This is a genomic window from Bradyrhizobium sp. USDA 4472 (assembly GCF_054058595.1).
The window spans coordinates 7,447,075-7,459,628 of sequence record NZ_JBSSAM010000001.1 but is presented as its reverse complement, the minus strand read 5'-3'; the positions used below and the strand labels follow the sequence as shown (position 1 = coordinate 7,459,628).

The window sequence follows — 12,554 nt, the reverse complement described above, 5'->3', positions numbered from 1 at the left end:
CTGTTCACCAAGGGCGCCGCATGTCATCATATACCTCCATCTCACCCGACAAACTTTCCCGCCTGATCGGCACGGCCAACGCGCCTGCGCTCATCGATGTCCGCATCGACGAGGATTTTGCGGCCGATCCACGCTTGATACCCGGCGCGGTCAGACGCTCCCATGTCGACGTTCAGGACTGGGCCTCGCGCTTGACGGGACAGTCCGTGGTCGTCGTCTGCCAAAAGGGGCAGAAGCTCAGCGAAGGAACGGCCGCGTGGCTCCGCTATGGCAAGGTTGCCGCGGAAGTCCTGGAAGGCGGCCAGCTCGCCTGGACGGAAGCGAAGCTTCCAACAGTTCCGATGGACAAAATCCCGAAGCGGGACGGGCGTGGCCGCACGGTCTGGGTCACACGGGCGCGCCCCAAGATCGACCGCATTGCCTGTCCCTGGCTGATCCGGCGCTTCCTCGATCCCGCCGCCGTCTTCCTTTACGTGGCATCCGCGGAAGTCGAGGCCACGGCCGAGCGCTTCAACGCCACACCGTTCGACATTGAGAACGTGTTCTGGAGCCATCGCGGCGAACGCTGCACCTTCGATGTGATGGTGCAGGAGTTCGGTCTGTCGACGCCGCCGATGGAACGGCTCGCGGAGATGGTGCGGGCCGCGGACACGGCCCGGCTCGATCTCTCTCCGGAAGCTCCAGGCCTGCTTGCCGCTTCGCTCGGCTTGTCGCGCATGTTCGACGACGACCTCGAACAGCTGAATGCAGGCATGCTGCTCTACGACGCGTTCTATCGCTGGTGCCGCGATGCCACCAGCGAGACGCACAACTGGCCGACCAACAAGGTCAAGCGATGATGGACACGGCTGTTCGTTTTCGTTGCAGCGGGCCGTCGTCGCCCGGGCCGCGGCGACACCGACAGAACTGGGCGGGAGCAACACCAGGAGAACCATCATGCCGAAGCAGATCATCTCGTTTGCAGCTCTGCTCTTGGTGAGCGCCTGCGTCGCCATCCTCGGCGCGAATGGCCAGAAAATCGACCGGGATATGTTCACGGCATTCGTTTCGACCGCCCATGCGGCGGATGGCGTCGATTGGCCAAAAATCGACGAGACGCTCGGCCGCAAGCCGGCCGTCTCCGACGATGTCCACCGCTACGGCTTTCCCCGCACGGACCTCTCTGTGACGTTGGACGGTGTGACGATCAAACCGGCGCTGGCGCTCGGCGGCTGGGTGGCGTTCAAGCCCGCTCACGGCGGCGCCATGGTGATGGGCGACCTCGTTCTGCTGGAGACCGAGATCAACCCGGTAATGGCAAAGATGATCGCGAGCGGGCTCGAGATCACTGCTGTTCACAATCATCTGCTGCGCGCGAGCCCGGCAACCTTCTACATGCATATCGCCGGACATGGCGACCCCGTCAAGCTGGCCTCGGCGATCCACGATGCGCTCGCCGAAAGCAAGACCCCGCTCACCGTCGCAGCCCCGACGAGCCCGCCGCCACCTGTCGATCTCGACACCGCGAAGCTCGACCAGATCATCGGCGTCAAAGGTCTGGCGAATGGAGGCGTGTACCAGTTCAACGTGAAGCGGCGCGACCCGATCACGGAAGAGGGGATGCCGCTGACGCCTGTCGGTCCGATGGGCGTTGCGATCGGCATCAACTTTCAGCCGACCGGCGGCGGCAAGGCCGCGATCACCGGCGACTTCGTTCTGACGGGCGACGAGGTCAACCCGGTGATCCTGGCGTTGCGGACACATGGCATCGAGGTGACCGCACTCCATAGCCACATGCTGGACGAGCAGCCGCGCCTGTTCTTCATGCATTTCTGGGCGAACGACGACGCGGTCAAGCTCGCCGAAGGCTTGCGGGCGGCGCTCGACAAGACGGCCAGCACCAAGAGTTGAGGCAAAGGTCGCAAGACCGGGCGGTAGGCTGCATATTACGGTAACGGGGACAAGTGATGACGACGACAACCACGGACATCGAGCGTGGAAACATGGGCGAACTGGTCCGCTATTTCCTGCGGCTGGGCTTTCTCGGGTTCGGCGGACCGGTCGCGTTGGTCGGCCAGATGGAACGTGAGCTCGTCGACGGCAAGAAGTGGCTCACCAAGGAGCAGATGCGCGAGACCATCGCCATTTGCCAGTCGCTGCCGGGGCCGCTCGCCATTCAAGTCGGCATCTTCATCGCCTATCTGCGCGGCGGCTTCTGGGGGGCGTGGGCCGGTGGTTGGTCCTTCATCCTGCCCAACTTCGTCATCGTCGCGGCCCTCGGCGCGCTCTATGTCCATCTCGGAGATCTCAAGGCGGTCACCGGAATCTTCTATGGCGTCAGCCCCGCCGTGATCGCCCTGATCCTGCATTCCTGCTATCGGCTCGCCAAGCTCGGCATGGAAGACTGGCTGCAATGGGCAATCGCCGCGGTCTGTCTCGCCGTGACCGTGATCCTGAAGGCTGAGGTCGCATTTCTGTTCATCGGGGCAGGGATCGTCGGGATTATCTATTACGGACACATCAAGCGCGCGCCGGTCGCACTCCAGCTTGCGGTGATCCCGGCGGCGGCGCCCGCGGCGATGCCGGCTGCGACGGGCTCGACGCTCGGCAAGTTGCTGCTGTTCTTCCTCAAGGCGGGCTCGCTGACTTTCGGCAGCGGTCTCGTGATCGTTCCGTTCCTCGAACAGGGGCTGGTGCAGCAATATGGCTGGCTCAACGAGCGCGAATTCCTGGTGGCCGTCGCGATCGGCATGATGAGTCCCGGGCCCGTCGTGATCACGGCGACCTTCGTCGGCTATCTGGTCGCAGGCTTCTGGGGCTCTCTCGTGTCCACGGTCGGCATCTTTCTTCCGTCCTTTCTGTTCGTCCTGATCGTGGCGCCCTTGCTGGCAAGGCATCGCAAGAATCCGAACGTGCAAGGTTTCGTGAAGGGCGCCTATGCGGCGGCGATCGGAACCATCCTGGGGGCGAGCTTCCTGCTCGGCAAGATCGCGATCGGCGACTGGCTGACCGCGCTGATCGGCATCGTGTCGCTCGCCGCGCTGTTCCGCTGGAAGATCAGCAATCCATTGTTGATCGCTGCCACGGCAGTCATCGGGCTAATCGCCTATCCGATCCTTCAGCCGGCGTGGGTGCTGACCGGCCTCAAATGAGGACGATGCACACGGTGAAATGGCTTGCGGCTGGGAATGCGCAGCCGGCTCATGAGAAGGACCTCCATCCGGTGTCAATGCGCGGAGAGGAGCAGGCGCCGCTCCTGCAGCGGCCAGGTGCGGCGCCTGATCGACGGAATGGCCTGAGATCACCGATTGTCGCGCCAATCAGAGAACGAAGACCTCCGGGCCTCCGCAATCATCGTTCTCGTCACGCCAATGTCTGCGAGGAACCGATCGTCGAGATCGAGAAGCTCGTTGTATTGGCGCCGCCGTTCTATTCCGTTCAAGATCGCGAGCGGGATCTTCCAGAGCCAGCTCAGATTTGGAGAAGAGCGATGGGCTGCGAGGGATGTGTCGGCCGCGCCGATGGCGCTATTGCAAGACATGTTTCACCTCCGGAGTGGAGCGAAACAACGCTTGGCTCGAAAGCTCGTCGGGCGGTTGTATGTGGCCCGAAGCCCATATTTATCATGCGTCACATTCGCGTACAAGCGATCCCCGCGATCTGCCGATCGCGACCGGCTCGGCGCGGTCCAGCAGCGGCTTTTACTTCATCTCTGCGCTGAAGCTGTTGCTGTGGCGACGAGCGTCGCCCAGCTCAGTAAAAGGCCCGGGCCGCTGACCCGTTCGGCGCCGAGTGTTTTTCATGAAGCTTTCGGCCTTGCCATAGTCGAAGGGATTGCCTCGCGAGGTCCGCACGAAAGAAGTTACGCGAGCCGGGCGAGATCATGGCCGGCGCATTGATCGCCGCCATCGCTGTGGCTGTTGCCTACAATCTATTCCTCGATCGCTTCATCGCCGGCGGCGCCGTCAAGTAGCTGCAGGAGTGAAGCGGTCACGGGACCCGGCGGCCGATCACCTTCTCGCCGGCTGTGGCGCCTCTGACGCGGCGCCCCATGGCCCAAGGTCCGGCATCCTTGGAGACTCCGGTCACCGCACCCGCAGGTGAGGAATTGAACGGGCTTGAATACCGTTGCCCACGGCCTCGCGGTTGTTCCAGATTTAACTTTCCGCGGCGACATCAAGCTTAACCCGCGTCTTTGATTGCACCGGGGTCACGAAAGGCTAACCTCTCCGCACCGGACATTGCCCTTGGTCCGGGTCCCAAGTGGCGAAGCCGTTGCGCCAATATACTCGGCGCGGCGGCTTCGTTTGATCGTAGGGCTTTTGCGCGAGCTTGATTTGAAAAAGCAGACGGACCATGAAACGCTCGATCTCATCGAGATGCGTCGGCAGCTCACAGCACTGCGCTCGCGACACTCGGATAATCTTCCAATTGTGTCGGTGTTGAACCGCTTCCTTGTGAAGGTCGCATTTCTGACCGAGCCGGCAGATCTCGCGCACGAGCAGTATCTCCGATCGGAATTCGAAAGAACCCTGACAAGGGTCCAAGAGATTTGTGCACGGACAAAACCCGACTGAGCCACTGCTGCGCAGGACGGCGCGGGCGGATGGCAACCGGTGCTGCCGGGCGAGTTCGATCAGGCGCTTGCGATTATAATTGAAGAAAGGTGACGCAAAGGTTGCGACACCGTTCGCACCACGCGTAACAGCTGCAGGTCGACGCGCTTCGGGCCAGTTTCAGACTGGCGCGCCGCAGCGCCCAGCCCAATTGCAAACAGAGTCAGCGTGCGTGACCTGACCGCTATTTGTGCGCCTGTGATGTGAAATGCTTCACCGTGGTTTTGCAACTCGGTGCTAAACTCGGTCAGCGATGAGACTTGGAAGAGCGAATCGCGCCTTTGAAAATTTCGCGCCCGTATTGTCTGCAACATTGAATTGATCTGAGCTATTTTCGCGGAGGTCTTCCCATGGAATACCTTGGTGAGCATTCTGCACGCGTTTTCAGACAACCTGAACCTACCAACGAACAAGACAGGATCACCCATCACCGTTGGACGAGAGCGGTACTGGCCTTCTACGGCGGCCTGGTACTGATCGGGGCGACAATCATCGGTGTGCAAAGCCACAGCAGCACACCATCAATTGCCCTGGAACAACATGCCAAATTGAACCGCTAACGAGGGATTCAAGCCATGGCAATGTTCACAACAAGCACGTCGCCCCATTTCGACGAGCGGAGGGTCATCGCTGCTTACAGCGTGGCCCTTGTTCTGGTCGCGGTTGCTGCGCTCTGTTTTGCCGCAGCTGGTCCGGGCAATAACGAGGCGACCCTCGCATTGATGACGGCTTTGCCCTAGCCTGAGGTCTGAGATGCGGGGATTTCTCATCCTCGTTGTCGTCTTCGCAGTTATGCTGGTCGCGCGAGGGCATGATTTCACGATGCTTCCGACTGGCCCTATGCCAGCGGTCAACGTGCCGTAGCGCAGCCGCATGGATGCTTGGCCAATAAAACGCCGCCCGCTTGAAATCTAGCGCAGGCGGCAACCTTTCCAGCCGCGGGTGGGTATGATGCAAACCTCAGCAAAGGTGGGCAAGAACCGGATTTACCTAGTCTTGGAATTTGGCACTACTTGATATCGCGTGAGCCCATACAGCCCACACGGACACAGGTGGACCACTCACGTCGCGCAGGGCAAGTTCCCCAAAGGACAATTGTTGAAGTGTGCAGCATGATCGATACTGAATTCGAAATGGCTGGCGCGTGTCACTGTCCTGCAAGCAATGGGGCGAAACAATGCGGGCATTCAACGAGCAGCTTGAAGCGCTTCGTATCGAAGCCATCGAATGCGCATTGATCCGTGACTTATCCACCGACAGTAGGAAGCGCGAGTTCTTTGCCAAACTAGCAGATCACCTGACCCAATTAGCCGACGATGTAGAAGGCGCGATAGAGAAGAGTGAGCGCCAGCCTGCTTAGTCGTCCAGGTTGTCAGGTTTCCTCCGCACTTTTGTCCTGCTCGTTCCCAAGCCAGGTCGTTAAGGCGCTGGACGGAATGATTTGTTTGGGTGCATGCGGATTGAGGGTGCCCGCTGTCACTACCACCCCCTGATCGAGCTTCTCTTTCGCAAACAGCTTGGCTTCCATTTCCGTTTCAAACGTTTTGGTCAGCCGTGGGTGTCTTGGCCTTGGCAAGATGCCGGTACTTTGTACCTCAAACGTCACGTACCAACTGTGTCGCATCGATTGCTCGACATGCAACGGGTCGCACAGCTGCCTTGCTGGGAAGTGCTGCGCACGTGACCCGCAACCCGGCATTACCGCCGCACTCCTACACGATTGACACCGCCGTTGGCATTGCCACCGACGTTATGACGGACCGCAGCGCGCGCCACCGGACGAGGTCTGAGCACGACACCTGCTCGCGCGACGCAGCCCGCCGGGTAGTCAACATACGTGCAGTAAACCACTGCCTGAGCCGGGGCCGAGCTGAGCGACACCAGCGAGCCCAAACATAGCGCTGACAGCAATCCCTGTCACTGTCATTGACCGAATCGAAAGATGGCTCCCTCGTTGCATTACAGTCGTCCTCACATCTTGAAGGTGGCGGCCGCCTGAATGCGGCTGAAACCTAATGTGAGAAGCATGAGAGGCAGCCAGGGCTCTTGATTTGAATCAAGGGGTTTTCAACGGCCTACATCAGGCTTTAGGGCCCTACCGGCGCGGGCAGCGCTGCAAAGCGCAATGGGGACGCCGTCTGCAATTCGAGATCGGAGGAACGGTGCAAGAGGCGCCGTCGCGGGGTGTTCGGACGGTGTGCTGCGCCATGGCAGCGTGTGATGTCGACAACGACCGGAGGCAGCGATGGCCGAGTCCGAAGGCATGGGCATTCCTGCGCGGTTGTGGAGGCTCCCTGCGCAGTTTCTGCTGGCGATTAAGAAATGGCGCAAGTGAAGGAGGCGTTGAACGCCTTAAGTGTTAGCATCGACCGGCTCGGCAGCGCCAACTTGGGGCAGTCCAGCAAGAGAGGCAGTCATGATTTCTCGACGAAAGCTTCTTTCTTCCTTGGGCTTGGCGACCACCTTAGCCGCGCTCCCGAGCGTGCTGATGGTACCCGACGCCGAGGCGCAGACCGCCGGCATGGAAAGGCGGCAAGATCGACGTGAGGGGCGCCAGCGCCGCGAAAATCGTCGTGACGCGCGCCAAGTGCGCCGCGAGGGTCGCCGTGACGCGCGCGAAGTGCGGCGAGGAGGCACACCCGGGACGGCAGACACAACTGCGACGGGAGTTACGACGGGAACAGCTAAGTAGCTGAGCCTGGTGTCCTGCCTAGCCATCATCCTGCTCACGGTCCTGCGCAGCCTCGATGAGTAGGTCGCCTGCGTGAAGGGAAGTTGGTCTAAACGCGTGAGCGCACTTCCCTTTACGCAGCGGTCCGCGCGCTTCGCCGTGAACCTATCAACGCGGGCTCCGCACCGTCGTTGCCGACTTTGCGGCGCGTGAGAACAGCAGGCATCGCGCGACTCCCAAGCCAGCCAACCAGCAACGAAGATTTGACAGCGAACAGAAAGCTAGGTCCCCCAGACACGGAGGTCAGGGTTTTTGAGGTTTCAAACAATCATGCTTGTCAAATGTCGGGATTAGCGCTGAGACCATGGCCATACCGGTGACTGCGGTTTGCTCGCCTGCGGTCGCGCCGCTGCTGACACCGGCTTGTGTGTCTGGGCGAGATTGGTCGGCCGCGGACGCGGCACTGGTGTTTCGGGCGCTGCCTTCGGCTCTTCGGGACTGCCCTTCGGCTCCTCAGGGCTCATCTTCGGCTCCGAACTGGTGGCGATGATGAGGGCCAGCTGTTTCTGGCTTTCGTTAAGGCGCTCGGTAACCGCTTGGCTTTCGCGCTCTGCCTGTGTTTGGGAAGCCTTGATCTGCTCGACGACAATGTTGTTGCGCGCGATTTCCGCCTGGCTCTCCTTGAGCTGGCTCGCGACATTTTCATTGTCGCGGACCAGTTGTCCTTGCCTCATCTCGAGCTGTGCGACCGCTTGCCTCAAGGCAGCGAGATCGTGCTCCATCGGTTGAAGCTGCTGCGCGAAGTCGGGAGCCGGTGCGACCGGAGTCGCCGCGGGCTGTGTCAAAGGTGCTGGGTCTGGGCGGGCCATGGTTTCGGTATGAGCCGAGGACGACCACCACCAGGCGGCGACACCGATGGATGCTGCCAACAGAGAACCGACGCAAGCCAGATAGCGCCAATCGGCCAATTCCTGAATCGTTGGCGGAGGGCTAAACGTCTTCATGCCGGTCGGCAGCTCCGAAGGATTGCCGCCGGCTTCGCGCGCCAGGTTCAGAAGTTGCTCTTCCAGGCTCGCAAACATTCCTTCCGAGAGTTTGTTGTCCAGCGTGGAATCCATTGGCTGCTCCGTATCAAACGCGCGGTATGACGATCTAACATTGAACGGGACGCAGATAGTCTTTGCAGGCTACGAGCCTTCGCAGGGATTGGATCATGCAGCCTGCATGTCCCATCCTCGTTTTTTTCAGGGGCGCGTCCTTGAACTATTCCTGCGGGTTTAACCCAGCCGGCGCGGCAGAACTATGTTCACGGCGAGAGAACTACGAAATTACCGGGAAACGCCCGATGCGAAGCCGTCGCGCTTGGCGTCGGTGGCATCTCAGATCTTGGGCGCTCTCCACGCGCGCACGCACGAGCTTCCCGGCAAAGCAGAGCGTCGAGAGCTATTTCCGGATTGTCGGACCGGCGACGGCTGATCGGGGCAAGCCGTGCTCCCACACGAAATCGCCCGCGACGGATTGCTCCACGCGGGCGATACGAATTTCCAATGGTGCCATATTGCCGTTGTTTTGCCCGACGTGTCAAACCGTCCAGATCGCGGGCGCCGCGGCTCCGCCGCTAGTCGAGTGATTTCAACACGCCGCTACTGTGCATGGGGTTGTTTCCAGCTTTGTTCGAGGCCGCCTCGACTGCTCGCGCGTCAGCGCCGGCCGCGCGGCGTCTCGGCCTTCGCGGGCGCTTCGGTCTGCGGCGCGCAAGTGGCAGCGGCGAGCGTTGCCTGGGCCTGCGGCATCAGGCCGGGCTCGGCGGCGAGCGCCTTCATCAGGATCAGGCCTGTCGTCGTCGGGGAATCGATGATCAGACGGTCGGCCGCGGTGACCTCTTCGTCTTCGGGCAGCTCGTTGTGCTGCGCTTCCGTCATCAGGTCGAGCTCGATCACCTTCTTGCCGGCCGAGCGGTCGTTGATCGCGTAATAGGCGATCTCGTTGCGCGTGTAGAACGACACCGACGTATAAGCCTGACTCACCGGGACAGTGAGCTTGATCGGGCCGCCCGAAAGATCGTAGCGGCAGATCGCGAGTGCAAAGGCCGGATCCATGAACGGCATCGGCGAGGTCTGCGGATCGGCGAGCGGCAGCTGCGTCACGCCATTGAGCTTGGTCATCGGCGTCAGCCGCGAATAGGCGTCTTGCGTCGCGATCCGCGGCAGGGCGAGCACGCTGACGAGATGGACCACGAGGCCCAGAACCACGCCGGCGAGGATGGTGAACGCGAGGCGGATCATGAGCAGCCCACCGTCGCGATGGCAGGCATCGGCGCGTCGCGCTTGGTGCGGGTCGCGACACCGACGGGGGTGTCGTAGAGGCGGAACATCAGCGCATAGCGCTCGATGCCGCCGGTCGGCAGCCAGTTGCCGGCGCGCGAGCGCGCGGCGATGTGAATCTCGAACGAGCCGTCGGACTGGCGCACGATCTCCTGGCTGGTGAAGCCGTAGCGTTGCAGCGAGTTGGCGACGAGATGGCCTTTGCGGTCGTAGAGCGTCAGGGTCCAGAACCGCGCCGGCGGCGTCACGCCTGAGACGACGACGTCGCAGCGGCCGTCGAGCGCCTTCTTGTTGTCATCGGTGGTTGCGGTGAACGCGACGCCGTCACCGGTGCCGATCGGCAGCTCGCCGTTGCGCACGATGGTGGCGCGCGAATAGGGATCGACGTCGGCGGTGCCGGTGCGGGGGCGGGCGGTCCAGGCGCCGATAGTCAGCGCGCCGATCTCGGTGCCGCGCGTCGTCGTCATCCAGGTTGCACCAACGCCGACCACGGTCGCGAGCAGCAGGGCCGTCAATATGATCAGGATCAGCCGCACGGGATCAGATCAGTTCTTGCGCGGGGTGGATGAATTCGCGTTCTCCTCCGCCGCATAATTCTGCGGGAACGCGAGCGCGCTCGTCGACGACGCGGGCTTGGCCGGGCCGCTGTCGTCGGCCGCCGATTTGGTCGCGGTCCTGGCGGCGTCGTCGAGCATCTTCTCGACCCGCACCAGGACGTCGGCGCCGCGCTTGGTCAGCACCGGCGGCGGGCCGGGCTTGGTCTCCAGTACCTTCGGTGCCGCATTGGCCTGCGCGCTGGCAACCTGCTCGCGCGGCAGCTTCTGGCCCATGCCGACACCGGGAATTTCTCTGATCTCGACGCCCTGATGCGCGGCGACCATGATGTCGTGCCAGGTCTGCGCCGGCAGCGAGCCGCCGGTCATGCGGTTGGTCGGCGAATAGTCGTCATTGCCGTACCAGACCGCACAGGTGAAGTTGCCGGTGTAGCCGACGAACCAGGCGTCACGATACGCATTCGTCGTGCCCGTCTTGCCGGCGGTCGGAATGCCGTCCAGCGCGGCGCGGCGCGCGGTGCCTTCGCTGACGACGTGGCTCATCATGCCGGCCATGTCGGCGGCGATATTAGGCGGAATCGCCTGCTTCGGCTTTGGGCCGTCGCGGTCCCAGCGCCAGACCAGATCGCCTGCGCCGGTCCGTACTTCGAGGATCGAATGTGGCGTCACCGCCTTGCCGCGGTTCGGGAAGGTCGCATAGGCCACCGCATGCTCGAGCACGGTGACCTCGTCCGAACCGATCGGCAGCGACGGCGTATCGGGCAGCGGCGCCTTGAGGCCGAAACGGCGCGCGACCTCGACGATCTTGGCCCGGCCGATCTTGGCCGGGTTCGGCGCCTTGGGTTGTTCCTTCTGGCCGATCGCGATCGACAGCTTCACCGGCACGACGTTGATCGAGCGCGTGATCGCCTGCGTCAGCGTCACCGCACCGGAATAGGAATGGCCATAATTCTGCGGGCACCAATTGCCGATGCAGACAGGCCCGTCGACCACGACCGAGTTCGGCGTGAAGCCGTTGAGGAGCGCCGTGGTGTAGACGTAAGGCTTGAACGACGAACCGGGCTGGCGATAAGCGTCGACGGCGCGGTTGAACTGGCTGGCGCCGTAGTCGCGGCCGCCGACCATGGCGCGGATACCGCCGTCGAGGTCGGACACGACGGTCGCGGCCTGCGTCGCGTGATAGTCGCGGCCGAACTGGCGCAGCTGGTTCTCGATCGCGTCTTCCGCCGCCTTCTGCACGTTGGTGTCGATCGCCAGCCGAACCACGAACACGCGCTCGGTGTAGGATTTCGGGAAGGTGTCGACGAGCTTGCGCATCTCGTCGAAGGCGTAGTCGAGATAATAGTTCGGCGAGGCCTCGTCGCGGCGGTCGACCGCGAAGGCGGGGTTGCGGCGGGCGCCGAACACCTGGCCCTCGGTCATGAAGCCGGCATCGACGAGATTGTCGAGCACGACATTGGCGCGGGCGCGCGCGGCAGGCAGGTTGATGTGGGGCGCGTATTTGGTCGGCGCCTTGAACAGGCCGGCGAGCATCGCGGCCTCGGCCAGCGTCACGTCGCGCGCCGATTTGTTGAAGTAGAAATGCGCGGCGCCGTCGACGCCGAAGGTGCCGCCGCCCATATAGGCTCGGTCGAGATAGAGCTTGAGGATCTCGTTCTTGGTCAGGCGCCATTCCAGCCAGACCGCCAGGAAGGCCTCGTTGATCTTGCGCTCGATGGTGCGCTCGTTGCTGAGAAACAGGTTCTTGGCGAGCTGCTGGGTGATCGACGAGCCGCCCTGGCGCACGCCGCCGGCTTGCGCGTTGGTGACGAGCGCGCGCGCGGTGCCGGCGATGTCGATGCCGAAATGCTCATAGAAGCGGCGGTCTTCGGTCGCCAGCGTCGCCTTGATCAGCACGTCGGGAAAATCTTCCAGCGGAATCGAGTCGTTGTGCTTGATGCCGCGGCTGCCGATCGGGTTGCCGTAGCGGTCGAGGAAGGTCACGGCGAGATCGGACTTCTTCAGCCAGTCCTCGTCCGCCGTCTCGCGGAAGGCGGGGATGGCGAGAATGAGCATGAGCACCATGCCGCCGAGGCCGATGGTCGCCGCTTCCGACAGCGGCTCGATGAAGACCCAGCGCTTCCACCGACCGACATAGAAGCGGTCCATGAACGTCGAGTAGCGCTCGTAGAGCTCGCGGATGCCCTTCGCCGAGGAGAACAGCGAGGAGTCGATACGCGCATCGAGGTCCAGGAAGAAGTTCCTGATGCGAGTCTTCCAGTTGGATGGTGTGTTCTGGACCACCTAGAACCCTTGAGGCTCGCTGTGAAAGCGTTCAAGCACCCGGCGGGGCGGCATCGAGACGTCTTGCGGGATTGTTGCGGCAAACCCAAGGCGCCCGTTTCGCGTCCGAGGGGACTTGCTGTTGTTC

At 62.4% G+C, this 12,554-nt stretch carries 13 protein-coding genes and 1 pseudogene; 7 read left to right on the top strand and 7 right to left on the bottom strand.

The genetic code is table 11. From position 1 onward, the window contains the following. Nucleotides 1–20: 20 nt before the first annotated feature. The 3 genes from ACVWZ4_RS35215 (at nt 21) to chrA (ending at nt 3,131) form a co-directional block, all read left to right on the top strand. Nucleotides 21–839 carry a chromate resistance protein ChrB domain-containing protein gene (locus tag ACVWZ4_RS35215; RefSeq protein ID WP_456739574.1) on the top strand — a complete coding sequence of 273 codons (819 nt, stop codon included), beginning with the start codon at nt 21–23 and terminating at the stop codon, nt 837–839. Between the two features lie 190 nt (nt 840–1,029). Continuing rightward, nucleotides 1,030–1,890 carry a DUF1259 domain-containing protein gene (locus ACVWZ4_RS35210; protein WP_456742170.1) on the top strand — a complete coding sequence of 287 codons (861 nt, stop codon included), beginning with the start codon at nt 1,030–1,032 and terminating at the stop codon, nt 1,888–1,890. Nucleotides 1,891–1,946: 56 nt separating this feature from the next. Further along, complete coding sequence (chrA, locus tag ACVWZ4_RS35205; protein WP_456702623.1) at nt 1,947–3,131, top strand: chromate efflux transporter; 1,185 nt, start codon at nt 1,947–1,949, stop codon at nt 3,129–3,131. Nucleotides 3,132–3,280: 149 nt separating this feature from the next. Here chrA and ACVWZ4_RS35200 read toward each other — a convergent pair whose 3' ends face one another. After that, nucleotides 3,281–3,520: a DUF1127 domain-containing protein gene (locus ACVWZ4_RS35200; RefSeq protein WP_456702624.1), complete on the bottom strand. Its 240-nt coding sequence runs from the start codon at nt 3,518–3,520 to the stop codon at nt 3,281–3,283. A 796-nt stretch (nt 3,521–4,316) separates the two neighbouring features. On the opposite strand from ACVWZ4_RS35200, the gene ACVWZ4_RS35195 reads away from it, so the two are divergent. The 4 genes from ACVWZ4_RS35195 (at nt 4,317) to ACVWZ4_RS35180 (ending at nt 5,955) form a co-directional block, all read left to right on the top strand. After that, on the top strand, nt 4,317–4,556 hold the full coding sequence (locus ACVWZ4_RS35195) for a hypothetical protein (RefSeq protein WP_456702625.1): 240 nt from the start codon (nt 4,317–4,319) through the stop codon (nt 4,554–4,556). Between the two features lie 389 nt (nt 4,557–4,945). Continuing rightward, on the top strand, nt 4,946–5,155 hold the full coding sequence (locus ACVWZ4_RS35190) for a hypothetical protein (protein WP_456702626.1): 210 nt from the start codon (nt 4,946–4,948) through the stop codon (nt 5,153–5,155). Nucleotides 5,156–5,170: 15 nt separating this feature from the next. Then, nucleotides 5,171–5,335 carry a hypothetical protein gene (locus tag ACVWZ4_RS35185; protein WP_456734563.1) on the top strand — a complete coding sequence of 55 codons (165 nt, stop codon included), beginning with the start codon at nt 5,171–5,173 and terminating at the stop codon, nt 5,333–5,335. Nucleotides 5,336–5,772: 437 nt separating this feature from the next. Then, a complete protein-coding gene (locus ACVWZ4_RS35180; RefSeq protein ID WP_456702628.1) occupies nt 5,773–5,955 on the top strand; it encodes a hypothetical protein in 183 nt (60 codons plus the stop codon). 12 nt (nt 5,956–5,967) lie between these two features. Here ACVWZ4_RS35180 and ACVWZ4_RS35175 read toward each other — a convergent pair whose 3' ends face one another. The 6 genes and pseudogenes from ACVWZ4_RS35175 to ACVWZ4_RS35150 form a co-directional block, all read right to left on the bottom strand. Then, complete coding sequence (locus ACVWZ4_RS35175) at nt 5,968–6,123, bottom strand: hypothetical protein (RefSeq protein ID WP_456739572.1); 156 nt, start codon at nt 6,121–6,123, stop codon at nt 5,968–5,970. A gap of 170 nt (nt 6,124–6,293) precedes the next feature. Beyond that, nucleotides 6,294–6,555, bottom strand: a pseudogene (locus tag ACVWZ4_RS35170) (hypothetical protein). Nucleotides 6,556–7,616: 1,061 nt separating this feature from the next. Beyond that, nucleotides 7,617–8,384: a hypothetical protein gene (locus tag ACVWZ4_RS35165; protein ID WP_456739571.1), complete on the bottom strand. Its 768-nt coding sequence runs from the start codon at nt 8,382–8,384 to the stop codon at nt 7,617–7,619. Nucleotides 8,385–8,966: 582 nt separating this feature from the next. After that, entirely contained in the window at nt 8,967–9,551 is a 585-nt protein-coding gene (locus ACVWZ4_RS35160) for a DUF1254 domain-containing protein (protein WP_456702632.1), read from the bottom strand. Next, on the bottom strand, nt 9,548–10,126 hold the full coding sequence (locus tag ACVWZ4_RS35155) for a DUF1214 domain-containing protein (protein WP_456702633.1): 579 nt from the start codon (nt 10,124–10,126) through the stop codon (nt 9,548–9,550). Before ACVWZ4_RS35155 ends, ACVWZ4_RS35160 begins: the two co-directional genes overlap by 4 nt. 9 nt (nt 10,127–10,135) lie before the next feature. After that, nucleotides 10,136–12,427 (bottom strand): transglycosylase domain-containing protein, encoded by a 2,292-nt coding sequence (locus ACVWZ4_RS35150; protein ID WP_456739570.1) that lies wholly within the window; start codon nt 12,425–12,427, stop codon nt 10,136–10,138. Nucleotides 12,428–12,554: the final 127 nt, after the last annotated feature.